This window comes from Bradyrhizobium sp. UFLA01-814 (assembly GCF_046718885.1).
Lineage (GTDB): Bacteria > Pseudomonadota > Alphaproteobacteria > Rhizobiales > Xanthobacteraceae > Bradyrhizobium > Bradyrhizobium elkanii.
The window spans coordinates 1-21,641 of sequence record NZ_JAQOSR010000120.1; the positions used below are offsets into that span (position 1 = coordinate 1).

General features: G+C 65.0%; 24 protein-coding genes. 12 read left to right on the forward strand and 12 right to left on the reverse strand.

Annotation, left to right across the window (positions count from 1 at the left end):
• Nucleotides 1–133: 133 nt before the first annotated feature.
• On the reverse strand, nt 134–1,069 hold the full coding sequence (locus tag PMN64_RS29670) for a glycine/sarcosine/betaine reductase selenoprotein B family protein (protein WP_411783215.1): 936 nt from the start codon (nt 1,067–1,069) through the stop codon (nt 134–136).
• 92 nt (nt 1,070–1,161) lie between these two features.
• Here PMN64_RS29670 and PMN64_RS29675 point away from each other — a divergent pair, with 92 nt between their 5' ends.
• From PMN64_RS29675 to tsaA, 5 genes are all read left to right on the forward strand, one after another.
• Nucleotides 1,162–2,268 carry a lytic transglycosylase domain-containing protein gene (locus PMN64_RS29675; RefSeq protein ID WP_411783216.1) on the forward strand — a complete coding sequence of 369 codons (1,107 nt, stop codon included), beginning with the start codon at nt 1,162–1,164 and terminating at the stop codon, nt 2,266–2,268.
• 173 nt (nt 2,269–2,441) lie between these two features.
• Complete coding sequence (locus PMN64_RS29680) at nt 2,442–3,194, forward strand: AzlC family ABC transporter permease (protein WP_411783217.1); 753 nt, start codon at nt 2,442–2,444, stop codon at nt 3,192–3,194.
• Nucleotides 3,191–3,535, forward strand: coding sequence for an AzlD domain-containing protein (locus tag PMN64_RS29685; protein ID WP_411783218.1), 345 nt, complete (start codon nt 3,191–3,193; stop codon nt 3,533–3,535). The genes PMN64_RS29680 and PMN64_RS29685 overlap by 4 nt, the downstream gene beginning before the upstream one ends.
• Nucleotides 3,536–3,596: 61 nt before the next feature.
• Nucleotides 3,597–4,577: a Bug family tripartite tricarboxylate transporter substrate binding protein gene (locus tag PMN64_RS29690; RefSeq protein WP_411783219.1), complete on the forward strand. Its 981-nt coding sequence runs from the start codon at nt 3,597–3,599 to the stop codon at nt 4,575–4,577.
• Between the two features lie 3 nt (nt 4,578–4,580).
• Nucleotides 4,581–5,072, forward strand: coding sequence for a tRNA (N6-threonylcarbamoyladenosine(37)-N6)-methyltransferase TrmO (tsaA, locus tag PMN64_RS29695; RefSeq protein ID WP_074128941.1), 492 nt, complete (start codon nt 4,581–4,583; stop codon nt 5,070–5,072).
• A 107-nt stretch (nt 5,073–5,179) separates the two neighbouring features.
• Here tsaA and PMN64_RS29700 read toward each other — a convergent pair whose 3' ends face one another.
• From PMN64_RS29700 to PMN64_RS29715, 4 genes are all read right to left on the reverse strand, one after another.
• The gene (locus PMN64_RS29700) at nt 5,180–5,605 is read right to left on the reverse strand and encodes an HIT family protein (protein ID WP_028343342.1); all 426 of its coding nucleotides are present in this window, start codon (nt 5,603–5,605) and stop codon (nt 5,180–5,182) included.
• A 52-nt stretch (nt 5,606–5,657) separates the two neighbouring features.
• The gene (locus PMN64_RS29705; protein WP_411783220.1) at nt 5,658–6,908 is read right to left on the reverse strand and encodes a GNAT family N-acetyltransferase; all 1,251 of its coding nucleotides are present in this window, start codon (nt 6,906–6,908) and stop codon (nt 5,658–5,660) included.
• 166 nt (nt 6,909–7,074) lie between these two features.
• Nucleotides 7,075–7,827 (reverse strand): glycerophosphodiester phosphodiesterase, encoded by a 753-nt coding sequence (locus PMN64_RS29710; RefSeq protein WP_411783221.1) that lies wholly within the window; start codon nt 7,825–7,827, stop codon nt 7,075–7,077.
• Nucleotides 7,828–7,830: 3 nt separating this feature from the next.
• Nucleotides 7,831–8,298, reverse strand: a complete 468-nt coding sequence (locus tag PMN64_RS29715; RefSeq protein WP_016845428.1) for a RidA family protein — start codon at nt 8,296–8,298, stop codon at nt 7,831–7,833.
• A 265-nt stretch (nt 8,299–8,563) separates the two neighbouring features.
• Between PMN64_RS29715 and PMN64_RS29720 the strand changes: the two genes are divergently transcribed.
• Together PMN64_RS29720 and PMN64_RS29725 are read left to right on the forward strand one after the other, a co-directional pair.
• Entirely contained in the window at nt 8,564–9,430 is an 867-nt protein-coding gene (locus PMN64_RS29720) for a cell envelope integrity EipB family protein (RefSeq protein ID WP_038385778.1), read from the forward strand.
• 255 nt (nt 9,431–9,685) lie between these two features.
• Nucleotides 9,686–10,087 carry a RidA family protein gene (locus PMN64_RS29725; RefSeq protein WP_411783222.1) on the forward strand — a complete coding sequence of 134 codons (402 nt, stop codon included), beginning with the start codon at nt 9,686–9,688 and terminating at the stop codon, nt 10,085–10,087.
• Between the two features lie 163 nt (nt 10,088–10,250).
• Here the strand turns inward: PMN64_RS29725 and PMN64_RS29730 are convergent, their stop codons facing one another.
• Together PMN64_RS29730 and PMN64_RS29735 are read right to left on the reverse strand one after the other, a co-directional pair.
• Entirely contained in the window at nt 10,251–11,567 is a 1,317-nt protein-coding gene (locus PMN64_RS29730) for a DNA polymerase IV (protein ID WP_411783223.1), read from the reverse strand.
• Nucleotides 11,546–11,845 carry a DUF3572 domain-containing protein gene (locus PMN64_RS29735; RefSeq protein ID WP_016845967.1) on the reverse strand — a complete coding sequence of 100 codons (300 nt, stop codon included), beginning with the start codon at nt 11,843–11,845 and terminating at the stop codon, nt 11,546–11,548. The genes PMN64_RS29730 and PMN64_RS29735 overlap by 22 nt, the downstream gene beginning before the upstream one ends.
• A gap of 228 nt (nt 11,846–12,073) precedes the next feature.
• Between PMN64_RS29735 and PMN64_RS29740 the strand changes: the two genes are divergently transcribed.
• Nucleotides 12,074–12,439: a response regulator gene (locus PMN64_RS29740; RefSeq protein ID WP_016845968.1), complete on the forward strand. Its 366-nt coding sequence runs from the start codon at nt 12,074–12,076 to the stop codon at nt 12,437–12,439.
• A gap of 15 nt (nt 12,440–12,454) precedes the next feature.
• A complete protein-coding gene (locus tag PMN64_RS29745) occupies nt 12,455–13,828 on the forward strand; it encodes a PleD family two-component system response regulator (RefSeq protein ID WP_028341032.1) in 1,374 nt (457 codons plus the stop codon).
• 139 nt (nt 13,829–13,967) lie between these two features.
• Here PMN64_RS29745 and PMN64_RS29750 read toward each other — a convergent pair whose 3' ends face one another.
• Together PMN64_RS29750 and PMN64_RS29755 are read right to left on the reverse strand one after the other, a co-directional pair.
• The gene (locus tag PMN64_RS29750) at nt 13,968–15,173 is read right to left on the reverse strand and encodes a serine hydrolase domain-containing protein (RefSeq protein ID WP_411783224.1); all 1,206 of its coding nucleotides are present in this window, start codon (nt 15,171–15,173) and stop codon (nt 13,968–13,970) included.
• A gap of 148 nt (nt 15,174–15,321) precedes the next feature.
• Nucleotides 15,322–15,924: a TetR/AcrR family transcriptional regulator gene (locus tag PMN64_RS29755; RefSeq protein WP_411783225.1), complete on the reverse strand. Its 603-nt coding sequence runs from the start codon at nt 15,922–15,924 to the stop codon at nt 15,322–15,324.
• Nucleotides 15,925–16,057: 133 nt separating this feature from the next.
• Between PMN64_RS29755 and PMN64_RS29760 the strand changes: the two genes are divergently transcribed.
• From PMN64_RS29760 to PMN64_RS29770, 3 genes are all read left to right on the forward strand, one after another.
• Nucleotides 16,058–17,290 (forward strand): MFS transporter, encoded by a 1,233-nt coding sequence (locus tag PMN64_RS29760; RefSeq protein ID WP_411783226.1) that lies wholly within the window; start codon nt 16,058–16,060, stop codon nt 17,288–17,290.
• Nucleotides 17,291–17,722: 432 nt separating this feature from the next.
• Entirely contained in the window at nt 17,723–19,123 is a 1,401-nt protein-coding gene (locus PMN64_RS29765) for an ammonium transporter (protein WP_411783227.1), read from the forward strand.
• A gap of 72 nt (nt 19,124–19,195) precedes the next feature.
• Nucleotides 19,196–19,324, forward strand: coding sequence for a hypothetical protein (locus PMN64_RS29770; RefSeq protein WP_256527872.1), 129 nt, complete (start codon nt 19,196–19,198; stop codon nt 19,322–19,324).
• Here the strand turns inward: PMN64_RS29770 and PMN64_RS29775 are convergent.
• From PMN64_RS29775 to PMN64_RS29785, 3 genes are all read right to left on the reverse strand, one after another.
• Nucleotides 19,321–19,851, reverse strand: coding sequence for a hypothetical protein (locus tag PMN64_RS29775; protein WP_028341027.1), 531 nt, complete (start codon nt 19,849–19,851; stop codon nt 19,321–19,323). The two genes, PMN64_RS29770 and PMN64_RS29775, sit on opposite strands and share 4 nt — an antisense overlap.
• A gap of 109 nt (nt 19,852–19,960) precedes the next feature.
• On the reverse strand, nt 19,961–20,128 hold the full coding sequence (gene rpmG / locus PMN64_RS29780) for a 50S ribosomal protein L33 (protein WP_018271988.1): 168 nt from the start codon (nt 20,126–20,128) through the stop codon (nt 19,961–19,963).
• 128 nt (nt 20,129–20,256) lie between these two features.
• Nucleotides 20,257–21,582 (reverse strand): LLM class flavin-dependent oxidoreductase, encoded by a 1,326-nt coding sequence (locus PMN64_RS29785; protein WP_028341026.1) that lies wholly within the window; start codon nt 21,580–21,582, stop codon nt 20,257–20,259.
• Between the last annotated feature and the right edge of the window lie 59 nt (nt 21,583–21,641).

The window sequence follows — 21,641 nt, forward strand, 5'->3', positions numbered from 1 at the left end:
CATCAATCGACTTGACCAACCGCCAACCTGTCAGTGATGTGTCCGAACAGGTGTCAGCCATGTCTCCGGACTAAACATCAAGCCGGGCGATGACACCGTGAGTTGGCCAAGCGATCGTGTCTAACGCCGAGCCTTACGCGACGCGCTCGCGCAGCCCCTTGGCAACTTCCTTCTGCGCGTCGAACTCGCGGCGCAGGCGGGCCAGCTCCTCGGCGCTCAGCGCATCGGCGTTGCTGTAGTCGCGCTTCCAGGCAGCGTCCTCGCTCCAGCGCAGCGGCGACTGCACCGTGGTCTGCGGGCCGGGCGCGGACTCGAGCACGCGCAGCGCCAGCTCCAGCGTGAACGCCTGCGAGGCGACGTCCTGCGGCTTGCCGGCGGAATTGCCGAGCGGGAGGTCGGAGAACAGGAAGCGCGGCACCGCGGCGTGCTCGACGATATCCTTGGCGCAGCCTATCACGACCGTGGAGATGCCGTTGGCCTCGAGGTGCCGCGCCGTCAGGCTGACGGTCTGGTGGCAGACCGGGCAATTCGGCACCAGCACCGCGGCGTCGACATTGTCGTCACGGCAGCGTTTGAGGATTTCGGGCGCGTCGGTCTCAATGGTGACGCGATGGCTGCGGTTGGTCGGGGCGCCAAAGAAACGCGGGGCGACTTCGCCGATCGTGCCGGCCGCGGCGAGCCGCTTGAGCTGTGCCAGCGGGAACCAGGTGCCGCTGTCGGTCGCCGTGGTGTGGGTGCGGTCATAGGCGATGTGCGAAATCCGCAGATCGTGCTGCTCTGACGTGTCGCCGTCATAGACCGCATAGAACTTGGCCCCGCCATTGTATTTCGCGCCGGGACCCTGGTCGCCCCTGGCGGGATCGAACGGCGCTGCCGTCGTGATGATGGCGACGCGGGACTGGTTCAGCGGCTTCTTCAGGGGCTGGAACGGGGCGGAGGTGTAATGCGCCCAGTGGTAGGGGGTGGTGTAGCCGATCGCCGCGTAATAATCGCGGGTCCGCTTCATATAGCCGATCGGGGCGTCGTCGTCGGGGGCAAAGCCGAGTTGATCGTCGGATGCTGCGGCCATTTTGCGCTCCCTTTTGCGCGCCATCATTTCAGTCCATAGCTAGACCACGAGCTTGCGGTGTCAAGCCGCGCGCGCGCGGGAACAGATTTGCCATGCGAACAGGTCGTTGCGCCGCATTGGTCATGCTTGTGCTGCTGGTGCCGCCGGCCCGGGTCGGCGCGGAGGACGCACCCGCCGCAGCCCCGGTGCCGCCGGGCGCCGAGCAGCCGGCAGCGCCGCCCGCTGACCAGCCGGCTGAGAAGCCCGCGGCCGCGCCGGCGGAGCCGCCTGCGCCAGCGCCGGGAGAGCAGGCGGCACCGTCGGCCGAGAAACCTGCCGCGCCCCCGGCGGATACCCCCGCGACGCCTGCCGAGAAGCCCGCCGCAGCGACCGACAAGCCCGCGGACGATGCGCGCGAGAGCGACACCCGCGAGGCGATGTGCCTGATGATCGAGTCGGCGGCGCGGGCCAACGATCTGCCGCTCGAATTCTTCGCGCGCGTGATCTGGCAGGAGAGCCGCTTCCAGGCCGATGCGGTTGGTCCCATGACCCGCAACGGCCAGCGCGCGCAAGGCATCGCGCAGTTCATGCCGGGCACGGCGAATGAGCGCGGGCTGCTCGATCCGTTCAATCCGGTGCAGGCGCTGCCGAAGTCGGCCGAATTCCTCAGCGAGCTGCGCAACCAGTTCGGCAATCTCGGCCTCGCGGCCGCGGCCTACAATGCCGGCCCGCGCCGGATCCAGGACTGGCTCGCCGGCTCCGGCTACATGCCGCAGGAGACGCGCAACTACGTCTCGGCGATCACCGGCTCCAGCGTCGACGACTGGGCCGCCGCCGGGCGCAACGGCAAGATGCCGCAGCGCGCGCCGACCACGAGCTGCCGCGAGCTGATGGCGCTGCTGAAGCGCGCGCCTAACCCGTTCGTCGCAGGGCTCGAGCAGCACATCACGCTGTCGGCGGCCAAGGTCTGGGGCGTGCAGCTTGCCGCCGGCTTCAGCCGCGACAAGGCGCTGGCGATGTATGCCCGCGCCATCAAGCGCCTTGCCAACGTGATCGGCGATCAGGATCCGAGTTTGCTGAGCTCACGGCTTCGCACCCGCGGCAGCGCGACCTTCTACCAAGTGCGCATCGGCGCCGACACGCGCCCCGAAGCCGACGGCCTGTGCAGCCGTATCCGCAAGGCGGGCGGGGCGTGCTTTGTGCTGAAGAACAGGGCGTGATTGCGTAGCCCGGATGAAGCGAAGCGAAATCCGGGACGTTGGCGTCGGGCGCGATCCCCGGATTACGCTGCGCTCCATCCGGGCTACTGCATACCCGCCGTGCGCCGTCTCTTGCTTGACCCTGCGTTGTCCGCGCCCTAATCCGCCGCGATTGCAAAACCAGCCGGTTCCCCGTGGCGCTTCCTCCGCTCGATTCTCCGCAATGGCACACCTCGTTCCGCGCCTTCCTGTGGGGCGCACGGTCGATTGGCGCGACCGTGCTGACCCTGGTGCTGTTTGCGACCTATCTCGGCATCGGCGCGCTGGCGCATGATTCCGGCTTCTCGCTGGGCTGGACCCTGGCAAGCACGGCGTTTGTCTGGGCCGGTCCTGCGCAGATCATCGTGATCACGACGCTCGGCTCCGGCGCCACCGTGCTGCAATCGGCAATCGCGGTCACCGTCAGCGCGATCCGCCTGTTCCCGATGGTGGTCTCGGTGTTACCGATGATGCGCACCGAACAGACCAAGCGGCGGCATCTGATCCTGGTGGCGCATCTCACCGCCGTCACGCTGTGGGTCGAGTGCTTCCGCTTCCTGCCGCAGGTGCCGCGCAACCGGCGGATCGCCTTCATCCACGGGCTCGGCTGCGGGCTGGTCACGGTCTGCCTGATTGCGAACACGATCGGGTACATGCTCGCGGCCAACCTCACGCCGCTGTTCGCCGCCGGAATGCTGATGCTGACGCCGCTCGCCTTCCTGTTCTCCACGGCGCACAATTGCCGCGAGCTCGCCGATGTCATCGCGCTGGTGCTTGGCCTATTGCTGTTCCCGCTGGCGGCGATGCTGAACAGCGGCGTCGACATCCTGTTCAGCGGGGTCGTCGCGGGCACCATCGCCTATGCCGTGCACCGGGCGAGGGCAGGCATCGTCGGGGCGCGCGCATGAGTACCTTCATCGGCGAATGGCACGCGCTCGCAATCCTGTTCATCGCGGGCGTCATCCCCAACCAGATCTGGCGCATGCTCGGCCTGTGGTTCGGCGGCGGCATCGACGAGAATTCCGAGCTCCTGGTCTGGGTGAGGGCGGTCGCCACCGCGATCCTCGCCGGTATCATCGCGCAGATCGTGGTGCAGCCGCCGGGCGCGCTCGCCAGTGTGCCGGATTGGCTGCGTTATGGCGCCGTCGCCGCGGGCTTTGTCGTGTTCATGCTGGCGAGGAAATCGATCTTCGCCGGCGTGATCGCAGGCGAAGTCGTCATGATCGCAGGCAAATACTGGCTCGGCTGATTGCGGCGTCCGCATTATCCGCTACTCTCGCTCCCCAAGAACAAGACAACGGGGAAACGGCATGCAGCGGCGCGCATCATCGCTATTCATTGTTGCTCTGACGGCGTTGCTGGCGGCGACGCTGCCGGCGCGTGCCGCGGATTATCCGACGCGTCCGATCAAGCTCGTGGTGCCCTATGCCGCGGGCGGGCCGACCGACGTGCTCGGCCGCATCGTCGGCGAATATCTCGGGCGCGATCTCAAACAGGTGGTCGTGGTCGAGAACAAGGCCGGCGCGCAGGGCGCGATCGGCGCCGAGGCCGTGGCGCGCTCCGATCCCGACGGCTACACGCTGTTCGTGACAGCGGCCTCGATCTTCGTGCTCAATCCGCTGCTCTACAAGAAGCTGCCCTACGATCCGGTCAGGGATTTTCGCCTGCTGTCGGTGGTCACGGATGCGCCGATGATCATGGAGGTGCATCCCTCGGTGCCGGCCAGGACGATCGCGGAGTTCGTCGCCTACGCGAAGAAGAATCCCGGAAAACTCAATTTCGGATCGGCCGGCACCGGCGGCACGGTTCATCTCGCCGGCGAGATGTTCAAGCAGATGGCCGGCGTCGAGATGACCCACGTGCCCTACAAGGGCGCCGGGCCCGCACTGACCGACCTCTTGTCCGGCAACATCCAGCTGATGTTCGACACGCTCGGCACCGCGCTGCCGCCGGTCAAGTCAGGCATGCTGCGGCCGCTCGGCGTCAGCTCGACGGAGCGCATCCCCGATTTGCCCGATCTGCCGACGATCGCCGAGAACGGCTATCCCGATTATGCGGTCAGCGTCTGGTATGGTATCGCAGCGCCGTCGAAAGTGCCTGATGACGTCGCCGACAAGATCAAGGCGAGCCTCGACCGGGCCTTGAACGACGAAGCGTTCCGCGCTTCGCTGCTCAAGATCGGCTTCCCGCCGCTGCATGCGAAGAGCCAGGCCGAGATCGACAAGTTCGTGAATACCGATCGCGCGCGATGGGCGGGCGTGGTCAAGGCGCTGAACATATCGCTGGATTGACACATGGTACGTGAAATGGAACTGCGCCAGGGCGAGGTCGCCGTCGACATGCCGACGGCGCGCGATGCGGGGCTGGTCTTCATCGGCCGCATCCGTACGCCCTGGACCTCGCGGCTGGCGACGCCGCGGCAGGGGCGGCACGACGGCCCGGTGTGCCGGCTCGAGATTTTCGAGCCCTGGGTCGCCGCGATCAAGGGCGTCGATTTCTATTCAAATCTCGAGGTGCTGTACTGGCTGCACCAGTCGCGCCGCGACATCGTGCTGCAAAGCCCGAAGAACAACGGCAATACCCGCGGCACCTTCTCGCTGCGCTCGCCGGTGCGCCCCAACCCGATCGGCACCTCGATCGTCAAGCTGGTCGGTGTCGAGGGCAACGTCATCCTGGTGCGCGGCCTCGACTGCCTCGACGAGACGCCGCTGATCGACGTCAAGCCTGACCGCTGCGAGTTCACCCCGCTGGCTCCGCCGCAGGCGGGAGACTTCGAGACGGAGTAGGATTCTCCGCCGTCATTGCGAGGAGCGGAGCGACGAAGCAATCCAGCGCTCTGCGCATGCTGGACTATGGATTGCTTCGCTTCGCTCGCAATGACGAGGAAAGGCCGCTACTTCAACGCCGCGCTCAGCTTTGCCGCGCTTGCCTCCAGCACCTTGGCATCTTCCTTGTGGCTCGCAGGCGGCAGCAGCGCGACGCCGTCCTTGCGTGGCATGACGTGCATGTGCAGATGGAACACGACCTGGCCACCGGCGGGCTCGTTGAATTGCTGCACCGTGATGCCGTCGGCTTCGAACGCCTTCATCGCGGCGGCGGCGATCTTGTGCGAGGCGCGCGCGACGTGCGCGTAGTCGTCGGGCTTGATGTCGAGGATGTTGCGGGCAGGGGCCTTCGGAATGACGAGCGTATGCCCCGGCGAGCGCGGCATGATGTCGAGGAAGGCGAACACGTGCTCGTCTTCATAGACCTTGTAGCAGGGCAGCTCGCCGCGCAGGATCTTTGCGAAAATGTTGTTGCTGTCGTAGGCGGCGGGCATGGCGGCGGCTCCTCGATGATGCTGCTTTATTGCCTAGGTGGCGGCGGAGACGTCAAGCGTCGTCGTCGACCGTCTTGCGGAACGGGCCGGCCTCGGCGAGCTCACGGCCGACCTCGGCGACATAATCGCGCTCGCGCTTGAGGTAATCGGCGATCGCCCTGCGCAGTCCGGGATCGGCGATGAAATGCGCCGAATAGGTGGTCTGCGGCAGGTAGCCGCGCGCCAGCTTGTGCTCGCCCTGCGCGCCCGCCTCGACCACCTTGAGCCCGCGTTGAACCGCGAAGTCGATCGCCTGGTAGTAGCAGACCTCGAAGTGCAGGAACGGGTGGTGCTCGATCGCGCCCCAGTTGCGGCCGAACAGCGTGTCCGAGCCGATAAAATTGATGGCGCCCGCGATCCAGCGTCCGTTGCGCTTGGCCATCACCAGCAGCACGTCGCGGCTCATGGTCTCGCCGATCAGCGAGAAGAATTCTCGAGTCAGATACGGCCGGCCCCATTTGCGCGAGCCGGTCTCCATGTAGAACTCGAAGAACGCATCCCAGGCGTCCTCGGTGATGTCCGAGCCGGTCAGCCAGTGGATGGTGATCCCGGCGGCGACCGCCTCGCGGCGCTCGCGCTTGATGCCCTTGCGGTGGCGCGAGTTCAGCGAGCCGAGAAAGTCGTCGAAGGTCTTGTAGCCCTCATTGTGCCAGTGGAACTGCTGGTCGGTCCGCTGCAGGAAACCGTGGGCGCCGAGGAACCTGGCCTCGTCCTCGCGGGCGAACGTCACATGCACGGAGGAGGCCTCGGTGGCGTTGCAGAGTGCCCGCAGGCCGCGCGCCAGCGCCGAGCCGATCACCTCGCGGTCGACGCCGTCGCGGATCAACAGCCGCGGCCCGGTCGCGGGCGTGAAGGGGACGGACACCTGCAGCTTCGGGTAATAGCTGCCGCCGGCGCGGTGATAGGCCTCGGCCCAGCCGCGATCGAACACGTATTCGCCCTGCGAGTGCGATTTCAGATAGCAGGGCACGACGCCGACGATCCGGCCGTCGAGTTTGGCGATCAGATGCCGCGGGCCCCAGCCGGTCCGCGGGCAGGCCGAATTGGAGGCTTCGGCGGCGGCGAAAAAGGCGTGGGAAACGAACGGGTTATAGCTCGAACTTGCGGCGGTCTGGCAATCGTTTGCGGAACCGGGCGAGGCCAGCGTGTCGAGGTTATGGATGCTGTCCGCGTTCGCCTTGGGATTGGCGCAGGCGTCCCATTCGGCGGTCGGAATGCCGCCGATGTCAGCTACAGCCTCTAGGGTGATTTCAGAAGACGCCATCGAGAATGAAGACCGGTGCCTCGTTTGAGCATGATCTTTCCGGAACAGCTGGCTCCACTTCCGGATCATGCCCCGCATTCCGCCATCGCCGATGACGACCAACCTTCGCCAACATCGTGCGTCGCAGCGATGAGTTCAAGACTGCAGGGGGCATGTCTCGGACATGTCAGGTTCCCGGCACAAACCCCTCGAAAATCATCTGGTCGGCGTAGCGCGCCGCGCGTTCACGCTGTTCCACCGTCCGCACGGTCCAGGCCAGCAGCGGACAGCCGAACACGTTGCGAGCGATCCACGGCTCCGGCGCCGGCAGCTGGTTGACCCAATAGGCGACGAAATGCGGCTCGGTCGTAAAGCCGTGCCGCAGGTACAGCATGCTGTCGCGTTGCGCCGGCGTCAGCTTGTCCCAATGGCCGTCGTCATAGGTGCGCTGGGCGGTGATGCCGCGCGGCAGGTTCGGCATGATCTCGCGCAGCGCCAGCACCTGGTCCGGGTCGAACGACATGCCGACCACCGGGCCGGAATAGGACGCCAGCACCTCGGCCATCCGCCGCACCAGTCTGCGGTCGCCGTCGAAATGGCTCTTCACCTCGACCACCAGCGGCACGCGGCCGGCGACCAGCGCGCAGAGATCGCCGAGCGTCGTCATCTGCTCGGCGGTGTCCTTGAACTTGACGGCCTTCAGCTCGGCCGCCGTCTTGGTCGCCAACAGGCCCGAACCATCATTGAGGCGGCCGAGCGCATCGTCGTGATGCACCATGGCCTCGCCGTCGGCGGTGAGCTGGATATCGCACTCGATGGCGAAGTTGCCGGCGACCGCGGCGGTGGCCGCGGCCGGCATGTTCTCGATGATGCCGCGCGCGGCATCATGCAGGCCGCGATGGGCGACCGGCCGTTTCGTCAGCCAATCAGGAGCGCGCATCGATCAGGCGACTTCGAACACGCCTTCGACTTCGACCGCAGCGTCCGCGGGCAGCGAGGCGACGCCGACGGTGGTGCGGGCATGGCGGCCCTTGTCGCCGAATGCTTCGACCATCAGGTCGGAAGCGCCGTTCAGCACCTTTGGCCCGTCAAAGAAGTCGGGCGCCGAATTGATGAAGCCGCCGAGCCGCACCACGCGCACCACCTTGTCGAGGTCGCCGAGCGCGGCCTTGATCTGGGCCAGCAGGTTGATTGCGCAGCCGCGCGCGGCGGCGGCGCCCTGTTCGAGCGTGACGCCGGCGCCGAGCTTGCCCTTGGCGATCAGCTTGCCTTCGGCGTTGAAGCAGACCTGGCCGGACACGAACAGCAGGTTTCCGCTGCGGACGAAGGGGACATAGTTTGCGACCGGGGAGGTCGGCTCGGGAAGTGTGATGCCCTGTGACGCCAGTTTTTGTTCGACGGTACCCGCCATTTTTTGGTCCCCCAAATTGGATTGCACGAAGCCTGAAACGCGGTCAGGGCCAAGTTTGTTTCGATTGTTTCGCGCATCATGCCGCCGGTTGCAAGCGACGGTAAGGTGAGGACAACGCGGCTATGACGTGCCGCATCGCACGGAAAGCTGTCGAAAATGACGGCATTTTCGCTGCGTACATTGCCATTTTGTCAGACTTGCCCCAGTTGCGGCGCAATACCACCGTCACTATTGTGGCGAATCCCTGCCTCCTTGAGGAAACCACATGACCCTGCCGTTCCGGACTCCGTCGCGTGCCCTGGTGTTTGCGATCGCCGTTGCCGCAGGATCCGGCCTGGTTCAGGGGTCCGCGGTCGCTGCGGCAAGCGGGCCGTTCCTCGCGCATCAGGCGCTCTACGACCTCAGCCTGGTGAAGTCGCGCGGCTCCAACTCGGTCAGCGATGCGCGCGGGCGCATCCTCTACAATTTCTCCGGCAACTCCTGCGAAGGCTATACCTCCGAATTCCGCCAGGTGTCCGAGCTCGACAGCGGCGAGGGCAAGGTGACGCTGTCCGATCTTCGCTCCACGTCCTGGGAGGACGCGTCGGGCAAAAGCTACCGCTTCAAGATCGACACACGGATGAACGACAGCGAATCGTCGCCGGTCGACGGTATCGCCGAGCGGGTCGGCGATCATATCACCGTGAAGCTGACCCAGCCGGTGAAGAAGACGTTCAATATCGACGGCAAGATCGTGTTCCCGACCGAGCAGATCCAGCACATCATCGCTGCCGCCCGCGACGGCAAATCGGTGCTCGAGCAGACCGTCTATGACGGCTCCGACAACGGCGAGAAGATCTACAACACGCTGACCGTGATCGGGCGGCCGATCGCGGGCGACCGCGCGCCGTCGTCGCCCGATCCGTCGACGGCGAGCAATGCGATGAAGGCCATGACGCGCTGGCCGGTGACGGTGAGCTATTACGACAGCGACGCGCGCGCGAAGGACGGCGAGCAGACGCCGGTCTACGCGATGTCGTTCGAACTCTACGAGAACGGCGTCTCTCGCGCGCTGGTACTGGATTACAACGATTTCGTGATCTCGGGCGCGCTGGACAAGTTCGACGTCAGGGATTCCAAGCCCTGCAAGTGAGGGGCTGATCCTCTCGGCATACACAGCCGTCGTCCCGGGCAAGCGGAGCGCGACCCGGGACCCATAACCACAGGGTTAAGTTGTTGAAGGGGCTGTGGCCCCAGCGTCGCACAACAATCACCTTCGGTGGTTATGGATCCCGGCTTTCGCCGGGACGACAGCAGAGCGAGACTATGGCCCCCCGCGAGACCGCTCTGGCCGGAACCGGCCGACGCGGGTACGCTTCCCTAAACACGCGTGTCAGGGAGGCACATCATGAGCAAGCTCGACCATCTTCGCCCCAGCGGCCTGCATCACAATCCGGCTTACTCCCACGTCGTCGTCGCCTCCGGCGCGCGCACGATCTACATTTCGGGACAGGTCTCCGTCGACGAGGAGGGCCGCGTGGTCGGTGCCGGCGATCTCGCCGCGCAGACGACGCAGGTGATGCAGAACCTCGGCATGGCGCTGAAGGCCGCCGGGGCCAGCTATTCCAATATCGTCAAGATCACGACCTTCGTCGTCGGCTACAAGCCAGAGCTCCGTCCCATCATCGGCAAGGCACGCTCGGCGTTCTTTGAGGGCATGGAGCCGCCGGCCTCTACGCTGGTCGGCGTCACCGCGCTCGCGGCGCCGGAATGGCTGATCGAGATCGAGGCGGTGGCGGTCGCCGATTGAAGGGGGGCATCGTGACGCTGAGTACCGTCACCCTGAGGAGCGCGCATCGCGCGTCTCGAAGGGCGACGGCCCGAGTCTTTCCAGTCATCCTTCGAGGCTCGCTCCGCTCGCGCCTCCAGCGATAAAGGCGAAGCCTTTGCGCGGGGATGACGTCAACGATGAATTACTCCTCCGCGTTTTTCTGCGGCCCCTCATAGGCAATGCCCCTGATCACGGCGGCATTGCCGAACTTCTTGCGCAGATTGTCCATCGCGCGTTCGGCGTGCGCCGAGCGGCGGTCGAGCATGTCGGAATCATTGGCCTGTGCGCCCGGGCGCAGCGCGCTGACGCCGGTGCCCATCAGGCGGAAGGCGGTGCCGTCGATCTCCTTCGCGAGCATCTCGCGCGACACCGCAAAGATCTTGGCGGCAAGCTGGGTCGGGGTCTGGATCGATTGCGAGCGGGTGCGCTGGCGGAAGTCCGCGGTCTTCAGCTTCAGCGTGATGGTGCAGCCCGAGAGCTCGCTGGTCTTCAGCCGCGCCGAGACTTTCTCGGACAGTTTCCAGAGCAGTTTCTCCAGCGTTGCGAAGTCGCGGATATCGGTCTCGAACGTGGTCTCGCTCGAAATCGTCTTGGCGCCGCGATCGGCCACCACGCTCCGGTCGTCGATGCCGCGCGCCAGCCGCCACAGCCGGCGGCCTTCGCTCGCGAACTGCTTCATCAATTCGTTTTCGTCGGCGCGCTGCAGGTCGGCGATGATGCGGAAGCCGCGCTGCACCAGCTTCTCCTGGGTCGCAGGGCCAACGCCGTAGATGAACCCGACCGGCTTGCTCGCCAGCATCTCGCGCGCCTCGTCCTGGTCGAGCGCAGCGAAGCCCCTCGGCTTGTCGAGATCTGAGGCGATCTTGGCGAGGAATTTGTTGCAGGACAGCCCGACCGACACCGTGATGCCGATGTCGCGCTCGACATCGCGGGCGAATTTGGCGAGCACCTTGGCCGGGATCATGCCGTGGACGCGCTGCGTGCCGGCGAGATCGAGGAAGGCTTCGTCGATCGACAGCGGCTCGACCAGCGGCGTCAGCGCCTGCATTGCCTGCCGCACCTCGCGCCCGACCCGGACATACTTCGCCATGTCCGGCGGGATCACGGTCGCGTCCGGGCACAGTTCCAGCGCCTTGAACATCGGCATCGCCGAGCGGACGCCGTAGGTGCGGGCGATGTAACAGGCGGCGGACACCACGCCGCGCTTGCCGCCGCCGATGATGACCGGGCGATCGGCGATCTCAGGATTGTCGCGCTTCTCGACGGTGGCATAGAACGCGTCGCAGTCGATATGCGCCAGCGCCAGCGCCGGCAGGGCGCGATGACGCACCAGCCGCGGCGAGCCGCAATGGCTGCACCGCTTCACCTTGATATCGAGATCGCCGAGGCAGTCTCGGCAGAAACTGAGGGGGCCGTCGGACGCTGCCGCTGCCGTCGTCACGGCACGTCGCGCTCCCATTTCGGGTCGCCCAGCGCCTGATGGGCGGCAGCGATGTTGGTCGGGTGCAGTTCCGAGGCCTTGGCAAACGCCGTCACGGTGGCGTCGTCGCGCATCACGAAATCGAGCACGCTCGCAAGAAATTGAGGATCGGACGCGGCGTTCCGCAGCGTCTCTGGACCGATTCCAGTTTCGGCCAGGAACAGGCCCAGCCGCTCGGGATCGCCGGCAATAAAGCCGAGCGCCTGAATCGCAACGATTTCAGCAACTTCCCGGGGGTTGTGAACAGGCTTTTTCAACGCGCCGGTTTGCCTTTCCGTTAACTTATGGTCTCTATTGAGAGGCCCATCATGCCCGAGTCTTCCGCATGTGTTCAAGCAACGGAAACCACGCTGCGGAAGTTGGACTTCGGGTTAACGGGTTAGAGCGATTCTGGCGCTAGTTTGAATTCACATTTTCGACGCGCCCCGAGCGCGGTGCGTGAGGTACCGCAGCCGGGCCCGTCTCCTGGGTTTGGGAGGGACGGGATGGCCAAAACCGTCCTGATCGTGGAGGACAATGAGCTCAACATGAAGCTCTTTCGCGATCTGTTGGAAGCGCACGGCTATCAGACTTCGGGCACCAGCAATGGCTTCGAAGCGCTTGACCTCGTCCGCAAGCTGCGCCCCGACTTGATCCTGATGGACATCCAGCTACCCCAGGTTTCAGGTCTCGAGGTCACGCGCTGGATCAAGGACGATCCCGATCTGCGCACGATTCCGGTGGTCGCGGTTACCGCCTTCGCCATGAAGGGCGACGAAGAACGCATCCGGGAGGGCGGCTGCGAAGCCTATTTGTCCAAGCCGATCTCGGTCGGCAAATTTATTGAGACTGTCCGACGCTTTATCGGATAGGGGAGTTGTGGTGCAATGTCCGCGCGTATCCTCGTGGTCGACGACGTTCCGGCGAACGTCAAGCTGTTGGAAGCCCGTCTGTCAGCCGAATATTTCGATGTGCTGACCGCTTCCAACGGGAGCGAGGCACTGGAAATCTGCGCACGCGCCGAATGCGACATCATCCTGCTCGATGTCATGATGCCTGATATGGACGGCTTCGAGGTCTGCCGCCGGCTGAAGTCGAATCCGGCGACCCATTTCATTCCCGTCGTCATCGTCACCGCGCTCGACAGCCCGGCCGATCGCGTGCGCGGCCTTGAAGCCGGCGCCGATGACTTCCTGACCAAGCCGGTGTCCGACGTCGTGCTGATCGCGCGCGTGCGCTCGCTGACGCGGTTGAAGATGATGACCGATGAGCTGCGCATGCGCGCCATCACCTCGCTCGAGATCGGCATGCAGGCGCCCGAGCGCAGCGCGATCGCCGACAAGGGCACCGGCGGCCGCATCCTTCTGGTCGACGACCGGCCGTCGTCCTACGAGAAGCTGGCGCCGATCCTCTCTGCCGAACACACCGTCGACGTCGAGATCAATCCGTCGGAAGCCTTGTTCCATGCCGCCGAGGGCAATTACGACTTGCTGATCGTGTCGCTCAGCCTCGACAATTACGACGGCCTGCGGCTGTGCAGCCAGGCCCGCTCGCTGGAGCGCACGCGCCAGGTCCCGATCCTCGCCATCTCGGATGCCGACAACAACACGCGGCTGATGCGCGGGCTCGAGATCGGCGTCAACGACTATCTGCTGCGTCCGGTCGACAAGAACGAACTGCTGGCGCGTGCGCGCACCCAGATCCGCCGCCGCCGCTACACCGATCATCTGCGCGACAATGTGCAGAACTCGATCGAGATGGCGATCACGGATGCGCTGACCGGTCTCAACAACCGGCGCTACATGGAAAGCCACCTCGCGACGCTGGCGGAGCAGGCCTCGATCCGCGGCAAGCCGCTGGCGCTGATGATCCTCGACATCGACTACTTCAAGGCGATCAACGACACCTACGGCCACGATGCCGGCGACGACGTGCTGCGCGAATTCGCCGTCCGTATCCGCAAGTCGATCCGCGGTATCGATCTCGCCTGCCGCTATGGCGGCGAGGAGTTCGTGATCGTGATGCCCGAGACCGATCTGCATGTCGCCGGCATGGTCGCTGAGCGGCTGCGCCGCTCGATCGCGGGCGAGCCCTTCACAGTCGACAAGGGCGGCAAGCGGATCACCGTCACGATCTCGATCGGTCTCACCACGCTGGAGCGCAAGGGCGAGCTGGTCACCGATGTGCTCAAGCGCGCCGACACCGCGCTCTATCGCGCCAAGCACGACGGCCGCAACCGCGTGGTGTCGGCCGCCGCGTAGCGCGATCTCGTAGCCCGGATGCAGCGAAGCGCAATCCGGGGTATCGCGCCGCTTGCACGAGCTTTCCGGATTTCGCGGAGCCTGTCATCGGGCGCGCGTTCGCGCGACCCGTTGGCTCCATCCGGGCTACGAAGTGCCCTTAGCGGCCGTGCTTCACCGCGTCGTAGGCCATCCGCTTGAACTCGAACGAGAACGGATGGACGAACGCCATCTGGCGCTGCGCCATCATCACGCCGGCAATGCCTGTTTTGGGCGAAATCCACCACTGCGTGCCTGCGACACCGCCCCAATAGAGCTCGCCGGCGGCGTCGGGATGATCGATCGGGGAGGGGTTGAGGATCAGTCCGCCGGTAAGACCATAGGTTTTGCCGGGCTGTTCGCCCATCATCGCGAAGCGGATCCATTGACCCGGTGTGAGCTGGTTGGTCATCGCCTGCGCGATCGTCTCCGGCTTCAGCAGCGTCGGCCCGCCGGGCAGCAGGCTGCGGATCAGCGCGACCATGTCATGCAGTGTCGAGACGAGACCGCCGCCGCCATTGAAGCGCGGCACCGGGCGCAGATAGGCGCCGGGATAGGGTGCGTTGTCGGTGCGCGTCAGTCCGGGCTTCATCGGATCCATTAGATCGGCGCCGGCGTAATAGGCGACGAGCCGGTTGTGGTCCTTCTCCGGAACATGGAAGCCGGTGTCGACCATGCCGAGCGGATCGAGGATGCGCGCCTTGATGAACTTGTCGAACGGCTGGCCGCTCACGACCTCGACCAGCCGTGCGACCACGTCGATGGCAACGGAATATTCCCATGACGAGCCGGGATGGAACACCAGTGGCAGATCGGACAGACCGTCGACCATGTCGGCGAGCGTCGTCATCGGATTGAGGATCTTGCGCTCGTTGTAGGCCTTGAAGATCGGGGTGCCCGGATCGAACAGGCCGTAGCTGAGGCCGGCCGAGTGGCTCAGCAGATGGCGAATGGTGATCGACCGCTGCGCCGGCTCGGTGTCGTCGATCGACGTCGCACCCGGCCGCAGCACCTTCCGGTTTCTGAGCTGCGGGATGAAGGTCTCGATCGGATCGTCGAGCCGCAAGCGGCCTTCCTCGACCAGCAGCAGCGCCGCGCAGGAGGTGATCAGCTTGGTGTTGGAGAAGACGCGGAAGATGTGATCGGTGCGCAGCGGAATCTGCGCTTCCTTGTCGGCCCATCCGACGCAGCCCGTGTCAGCGATGTCGCGCCCGACCAGAACCGTCCAGGAGATGCCGGACAGGAGATCGTTGTCGATATAGCGCTGCATGGCAGCGCGCGCCGGCGCGAAATCGTAGCCGGCGGCCGTCACCTTCAGATCTTCCATGGTCGTTCCCCTGTTGTGCCGCAGATCTTCTGTGTAGCAGGTCTTTGCGCGGTCGCTGTCAATCTCGCCGGACGGAATATCCAGTCGGGAATGCTGTCGCCTGCGTTCGGCGCAACCAACCAAACCTGACTTCCGCACGCAACCGGATTTATCCGGCGCGTTTCTTGCCCGCGGGGGCGGGGCTGCCGACCTTGACGCCTGCATTGGCCAGCAACACGCGGGCGGCTTCTCTGGCCGCGCGCGCCATCGCCGGATCGTCGCGCACCAGATCCTGCGCGATCGATCCATCGACCAGGAGCGTGAGCTGGGTCGCAAGTCCCTCGGCGTCGGCGACGCCGAGCTGACGGAGCAGATCTCGAAACCAGAGCCGGCGGCTTTCCTTGAAGGCGATTGCGATGTTCCTGAAGGTGCGCTCCTCGTCCTCCGGCCCGAGCTCGGCCACCGCGTTCACGAACGGGCAGCCGCGAAAATCCTTCGCCGAGAACCGTCGCTCCAGCGAATCGAAAGTCGCAAGGATCTGCTCGGCCGGCGGCTTGTCGGAGGGGCGGGGCTGCACGAAGCGGCGCTGCAGATAGGCCTCGATCAGCGCGTCCTTCGACGGGAAGTGGTTGTAGAGCGTGCGCTTGCTGATGCCGATCTCGGCCGCGATGGTGTCGACGCCGATGGCGCGAATGCCCTGCAGGTAGAACAGTCTGTCGGCGGTCTCGAGGATCCGCTCTTTCATGGCCTGTTTGGGAGGCGGGGAAGCCATGCGCCAGCCGTGATCCTCTTCGCTTGACAGTCGGCCCCCTGTATAGCCTAAGTACACAGGTCTGTGTAACCAAAACATGCATCAATCGCAGGCCATGGCACGCGTGCCGTGCCGTTATGGGAGAACAAGAACAATGCCCCTGTTGCAGGTCCTGCGTCCCACGCTTCCCATCCTGATCGGCGCCTCCATCATGCTCACGCTGAGCATGGGGCTGCGGCAGAGCCTCGGCATCTTCATGCAGCCGCTCACGCACGACATCGGCATCTCGATATCCCACTTCACGCTGGCGCTCGCGGTGCAGAACCTCGCCTGGGGTTTTCTGCAGCCGGTCGCCGGCGCGATGACGGTGCGTTACGGCTTTCGCCCGATCATGGTGGTCGGCGCGCTCGCCTACATCGCGGGCCTCGTGCTGATGACGACGGCGCATGGGCTCGTTGCCATCATGATCGGCGCCGGTGTGCTGATCGGCCTTTCGCTCGCCTGCACCGCGAATGCGATCGCAATGTCGGTCTCGGCGCGCGCGGTGCCGGAGACGGTACGCTCGACCGTGCTCGGCATGGTGTCCGCCGCGGGCTCGCTCGGCGCGCTGCTGTCGGCGCCGATCGGCCAGATGCTCAATGAAGGCTTCGGCTGGCGCGTCGGGCTTGCCGGCTTCGTGATCCTCTCGGTCTTCATGATTCCGGCTGCGTTGTACGCCGGCCGCGTCGACAAGATCCCGCTGCCGAAGCCCGCGGCCGACGATATCGGCAACGCCACCGCGGCGACTGCGGCGAAGACCGCGTTCAGCAACGCAGCCTTCGTGGTGATGACCTGTGCCTACATGGTTTGCGGCATGCAGCTCGTCTTCCTCACCACGCATCTGCCGTCGTATCTCGCGATCTGCGGGCTCGATCCGATGCTGAGCGCGCAGACGCTCGGCATGATCGGCGGCTTCAACGTGCTGGGCTCGCTGTTCTTCGGCTGGGCCGGCCAGCGCTGGAACAAGCTGGCGCTGCTCGGCGCGATCTACATCCTGCGCTCGCTGGCGCTCGCCTGGTACTTCATGCTGCCGGCAACGCCGGGCTCGACGTTGCTGTTCGGCGCCATCATGGGCTTCCTCTGGATGGGCGTCGGTCCGCTGGTCGCGGGCGCGGTGGCCGAGATGTTCGGGCTGCGCTGGCAGGCAATGATCCAGGGCCTTGCCTTCATGAGCCACCAGGTCGGCAGCTTCCTCGGCGCTTACGGAGGAGGGCTGATCTATGACTCGCTCGGCTCCTACGCCATGGCCTGGCGCATCGGCGTCGCGCTGGGCCTTGCCGGCGGCATCATCCAGCTCGCCTTCGCGCTGATCCGGCCGGCGCAACCGCCGCTGCTGAAGGCCGCCTAGTTCCGATCCGGGCAACTGGCGACTGCCCCATGCGAGGGCAGTCGCCGATTTCTGCCTATTTTTCCATCGATCGCTTGCTGCGAGAACGTGCAATGGAGCGCCGAGCCGCTCCCTGCGCGGTTTGAAATCACAACATCTTCAAACTGTTACTCCGCACGCGTCGGTGGCACGAATCTTGATTGAATTTGGCTAGAAATCGTGCCGCAAGCCGACGCTGAGGTTTCCGGCCTGGGGACCCATGGGAAGGGCTGGCCGCGATGAGGCTAGTCGCCGTCACTCTCCAGCCATCCGCGCACCGCGGCCTTCGCCGCGCCGCCGAGCAGGGGGCCCTTGTGCCTCGCGTCCGGCCCAATGTCGCGACGACTTCGGCGCTTACGTGCGGAACGCGCTGCGCCCATTCCGAACACCAACGTTTCTTGTGATGGGAGGACGATGATGGAGTCTGCGACATACACGCGCCGGAAGCTCGTGAGAATCGTGGTTGCCCTGCTGGGGGTGGCGTTTCTTTGCCTGCTGTTCAGCGAGCTCGCGCTGGCTGAGGATGCGGCGGCGGCGCCGCCGGCCTGCGGCGGCAAGATCCTCGAGAAGTGCACGCCGAATTCCGGCGACACCGCCTGGATGCTCACATCCGTCGCGCTCGTCCTGATGATGACAGTCCCGGGGCTCGGCCTGTTCTATGGCGGCATGGTGCGCAAGAAGAATGTCGGCGACACCGTGATGACCAGCTTCGCCGTCACCTGCCTGGTCACGATCCTGTTTGCCGTCCTCACCTACAGCCTGGCGTTTCGTGCCGGCACGCCGTTCATCGGCGGTCTGGATCGCATGTTCCTCAAGGACATCCTGAGCGACATCGGCAAGGGGGGCATCGGCAATCCCAATCCACTCGCCGCGACCATTCCTGAGTCCGTTTACATCTGCTTCCAGATGACGTTCGCCATCATCACGCCGGCGCTGATTGCCGGCGCGTTTGCCGAGCGGATGAAGTTCTCGGCGATGCTCTGGTTCATCGGGCTGTGGGCGATCTTCGTCTATGCGCCGATCGCGCACTGGGTCTGGGGCCCTGACGGGATCTTCTCGGCGGGTAACGACGCTGCGTATGTCAAAGTTCTCGATTTCGCCGGCGGCACCGTTGTGCACATCAATGCCGGCGTGGCCGGCCTGATGTGCGCCATCATGCTAGGCAAGCGCGTCGAGACGGGGCCGGCGCACAATATGGTGCTGACCTTCATTGGCGCCTCGCTGCTGTGGGTCGGCTGGTTCGGGTTCAACGCCGGCTCCGCTGTCACGGCCGGAATGCAGGCGGGCATGGCCATGCTGGTGACCCAGATCGCCACGGCGGTGGCGGGCTTCACCTGGATGCTGGTGGAATGGGCGTTGAAGGGCAAGCCGACCGTCGTCGGAATCTGTTCGGGTGCCGTGGCGGGCCTCGTCGCGATCACGCCGGCCTCCGGTTTCGTCGGGCCGGTCGGCGCTTTCGCGATCGGCATCGCCGCCGGCGTCTGCTGCTACTGGGGATGCACCGGCTTGAAGCGCATGTTCAGCTACGACGATGCGCTGGACTGCTTCGGTGTCCATGCCCTTGGCGGCATCGTCGGGGCGCTGCTGACCGGGGTGTTCGCGGTCGAGCAGTATGGTGGAACGGCAGGCGTTCTGGAAGGAAATCCCGGGCAGTTCCTCAATCAATGCATCGGCGTCGCGACGGTTTTCGTGTATGATGCCGTGGTGAGCCTGATCATCCTGTTCGTGATCAATCTCTTCGTCGGGCTTCGCGTGACGCGGGACATCGAGCGCGAAGGGTTGGATCTGGCACTGCACGGCGAGGTCGTGCAGTAGACTTTGGCGGCATTCCGCGCAGCCGGCGATCTTCGCCGGCTGGCGCGGATCTAAGCTGTTCGGGGTGATCCGATGAACTGGTTCTATTGGAACACAGCGTGGTCGCTGTTCTTCAGCCTCATTTGGTTCATGACGATCACACACAATCCGGATGCAGAGATCGCGGACGCGCATCTGCGCGATGAGGCGTTCAAAGGTTAGCTCCGATAGTAGCGCCACATCCTGAGGAACGTCCGGTGGATCTCGTCGGGCGTCCGGTCGAATGGCTCCAGATTGACGCGGACCACGCCACGATGGTCCATGCGCCACGGCAGGCGCATCAGCAGCCGGTAGGCCGGCCGCTTGCGCCAATCGGCCACCAGCGCGCTGCCGAGCGGCCCGCTGAGTGCGATCTGCAATTCGTGAACGGTCATCGCGCGCTCGGCGATCTCGACGAGGTCGATGCGCGTGATAGCGCGCCAGCGGATCAGCCCGAAGGCCTGGATGAAGATGCCGTACTGGTTGGCCCCGATCGTCGGACGACCGGCCTCCAGCAGGGGGATGTTGTAATAGGTGAAGCCGCCCGCTGCCGCCGCCGGCGCCAGCCAATAGATCGCGCCCGTGATCCAGGTCGCGGTCAGAAAGATCGCGGCGAGGGCTGCCGTGACATAGACCGGAAAGTAGATGTCCTCGCGGCCGTAAGCGACCGAGTAGCCGCCGACGTTTCCCTCGTCCAAGGTTGCGATCATCTGAGCCCTGCGCCCGGGACTGGTCCGGGAATCATAAGGGATGACGCAAGCCTAGAAAGCAAAAACGGGGCCGCGAGGGCCCCGTTTGAAACGTCGGAAGCAGCCGATCTTACTTGATCTTGGCTTCCTTGAACTCGACGTGCTTGCGCGCGACCGGGTCGTACTTCTTCTTGACCAGCTTGTCGGTCATGGTGCGCGAATTCTTCTTGGCAACGTAATAGAAGCCGGTGTCGGCCGTCGACACGAGCTTGACCTTGATGGTGACCGCCTTGGCCATGTGCAAAACCTCGAAAATCGGGGGAATTCGGGAGCCGGCCAAATCGGCCCGCGTTTGGCCGGGAAACTAGCCAGAAACCGCCCAAAGTCAAGGATTTCTGAGCCAAGATCACCCCGATTCCGGGCCTATTACCCCTCGAAGAACTGATTTTTCGGCCGCGGCAGGCCCAAATTCTCGCGCAGGGTCCGACCTTCGTACTGAGTGCGGAAAATCCCGCGCCTTTGCAGTTCCGGCACCACCTTGTCGACGAACTCGAACAGGCCCTGCGGCAGATAGGGGAACATGATGTTGAAGCCGTCGCTGCCGCGGCCGGTCAGCCATTCCTCCATCTGGTCGGCGATGGTCTGCGGCGTGCCGACGAAGGCGAGCCCGCCATAGCCGCCGACGCGCTGCGCGAGCTGGCGCACGGTGAGCTTGTCGCGCGCCGCGACATCGACGAGGCGCTGCCGGCCGCTCTTGCTTGCATTGGTTTCGGGGATCGGCGGCAACTGTCCGTCGGGATCGAAGCCGGACGCATCGGTGCCGAGGATCACCGACAGCGAGGCGATCGCGCTATCGTAATGCACGCGGCTGTCGAGCAGCGCGCGCTTCTCTTTGGCTTCCTCGACGCTGTCGCCGACCACGACGAAGGCACCGGGCAGGATCTTCAGATGCTCGGGATCGCGGCCGATCTTCTCCATGCGGCCCTTGATGTCGGCATAGAGCTTCTGTCCGTCGGCCAGGCTGCCGCCGCCGGTGAACACGGCTTCCGCCGTCTCGGCCGCCAGCTGCCTGCCGTCATCGGAGGCTCCGGCCTGCACGATGACAGGCCAGCCCTGCACCGGGCGGGCGATGTTCAGCGGGCCGCGCACCGAGAGATATTGGCCCTTGTGATTGAGCACATGCATCTTGACGGGATCGACGAACAGGCCTGACTCGACGTCGCGCACGAACGCATCGTCGGCGAAGGAATCCCACAGGCCGGTGACGACGTCGTAGAACTCGCGGGCGCGCCTGTAGCGCTCGGCGTGCTCCATGTGATCGTCGAGGCCGAAATTCAGCGCCGCGTCCGGATTGGACGTGGTGACGATATTCCAGCCGGCGCGGCCGCCCGAGATGTGGTCGAGCGAGGCGAAGCGCCGCGCGACGTGATAGGGTTCGTCGAAGGTGGTCGAGCCGGTCGCGATCAGGCCGATATTCTCGGTGACGGCGGCGAGCGCCGAGAGCAGCGTGAACGGCTCGAACGAGGTCACGGTGTGGCTGCGCTTCAGCGCATTGATCGGCATGTTCAGCACGGCCAGATGGTCGGCCATGAAGAAGGCGTCGAACTTGCCGGCCTCGAGCTTCCTGATCAGCGTCTTGATGTGGTCGAAGTTGAAATTGGCGTCGGGCCAAGCCCCGGGATAGCGCCAGGCGCCGGTGTGGATGCTGATCGGCCGCATGAACGCGCCGAGCTTGAGTTGACGCTTCGCCATTGCCCCGTTCCGTGCTTGATGTCGTTAGCGGAACAGATAGGGAGGCGTTTTGCGGCGCG

Coding starts and splice junctions, on each gene's coding strand:
- PMN64_RS29670 (WP_411783215.1), bottom strand. CDS start 1,069: ATGGCCGCAGCATCCGACGATCAACTCGGCTTTGCCCCCGACGACGAC.
- PMN64_RS29675 (WP_411783216.1), top strand. CDS start 1,162: ATGCGAACAGGTCGTTGCGCCGCATTGGTCATGCTTGTGCTGCTGGTG.
- PMN64_RS29685 (WP_411783218.1), top strand. CDS start 3,191: ATGAGTACCTTCATCGGCGAATGGCACGCGCTCGCAATCCTGTTCATC.
- PMN64_RS29690 (WP_411783219.1), top strand. CDS start 3,597: ATGCAGCGGCGCGCATCATCGCTATTCATTGTTGCTCTGACGGCGTTG.
- tsaA (WP_074128941.1), top strand. CDS start 4,581: ATGGTACGTGAAATGGAACTGCGCCAGGGCGAGGTCGCCGTCGACATG.
- PMN64_RS29700 (WP_028343342.1), bottom strand. CDS start 5,605: ATGCCCGCCGCCTACGACAGCAACAACATTTTCGCAAAGATCCTGCGC.
- PMN64_RS29705 (WP_411783220.1), bottom strand. CDS start 6,908: ATGGCGTCTTCTGAAATCACCCTAGAGGCTGTAGCTGACATCGGCGGC.
- PMN64_RS29710 (WP_411783221.1), bottom strand. CDS start 7,827: ATGCGCGCTCCTGATTGGCTGACGAAACGGCCGGTCGCCCATCGCGGC.
- PMN64_RS29715 (WP_016845428.1), bottom strand. CDS start 8,298: ATGGCGGGTACCGTCGAACAAAAACTGGCGTCACAGGGCATCACACTT.
- PMN64_RS29720 (WP_038385778.1), top strand. CDS start 8,564: ATGACCCTGCCGTTCCGGACTCCGTCGCGTGCCCTGGTGTTTGCGATC.
- PMN64_RS29725 (WP_411783222.1), top strand. CDS start 9,686: ATGAGCAAGCTCGACCATCTTCGCCCCAGCGGCCTGCATCACAATCCG.
- PMN64_RS29730 (WP_411783223.1), bottom strand. CDS start 11,567: ATGGGAGCGCGACGTGCCGTGACGACGGCAGCGGCAGCGTCCGACGGC.
- PMN64_RS29740 (WP_016845968.1), top strand. CDS start 12,074: ATGGCCAAAACCGTCCTGATCGTGGAGGACAATGAGCTCAACATGAAG.
- PMN64_RS29745 (WP_028341032.1), top strand. CDS start 12,455: ATGTCCGCGCGTATCCTCGTGGTCGACGACGTTCCGGCGAACGTCAAG.
- PMN64_RS29750 (WP_411783224.1), bottom strand. CDS start 15,173: ATGGAAGATCTGAAGGTGACGGCCGCCGGCTACGATTTCGCGCCGGCG.
- PMN64_RS29755 (WP_411783225.1), bottom strand. CDS start 15,924: ATGGCTTCCCCGCCTCCCAAACAGGCCATGAAAGAGCGGATCCTCGAG.
- PMN64_RS29760 (WP_411783226.1), top strand. CDS start 16,058: ATGCCCCTGTTGCAGGTCCTGCGTCCCACGCTTCCCATCCTGATCGGC.
- PMN64_RS29765 (WP_411783227.1), top strand. CDS start 17,723: ATGATGGAGTCTGCGACATACACGCGCCGGAAGCTCGTGAGAATCGTG.
- PMN64_RS29770 (WP_256527872.1), top strand. CDS start 19,196: ATGAACTGGTTCTATTGGAACACAGCGTGGTCGCTGTTCTTCAGCCTC.
- PMN64_RS29775 (WP_028341027.1), bottom strand. CDS start 19,851: ATGATCGCAACCTTGGACGAGGGAAACGTCGGCGGCTACTCGGTCGCT.
- rpmG (WP_018271988.1), bottom strand. CDS start 20,128: ATGGCCAAGGCGGTCACCATCAAGGTCAAGCTCGTGTCGACGGCCGAC.
- PMN64_RS29785 (WP_028341026.1), bottom strand. CDS start 21,582: ATGGCGAAGCGTCAACTCAAGCTCGGCGCGTTCATGCGGCCGATCAGC.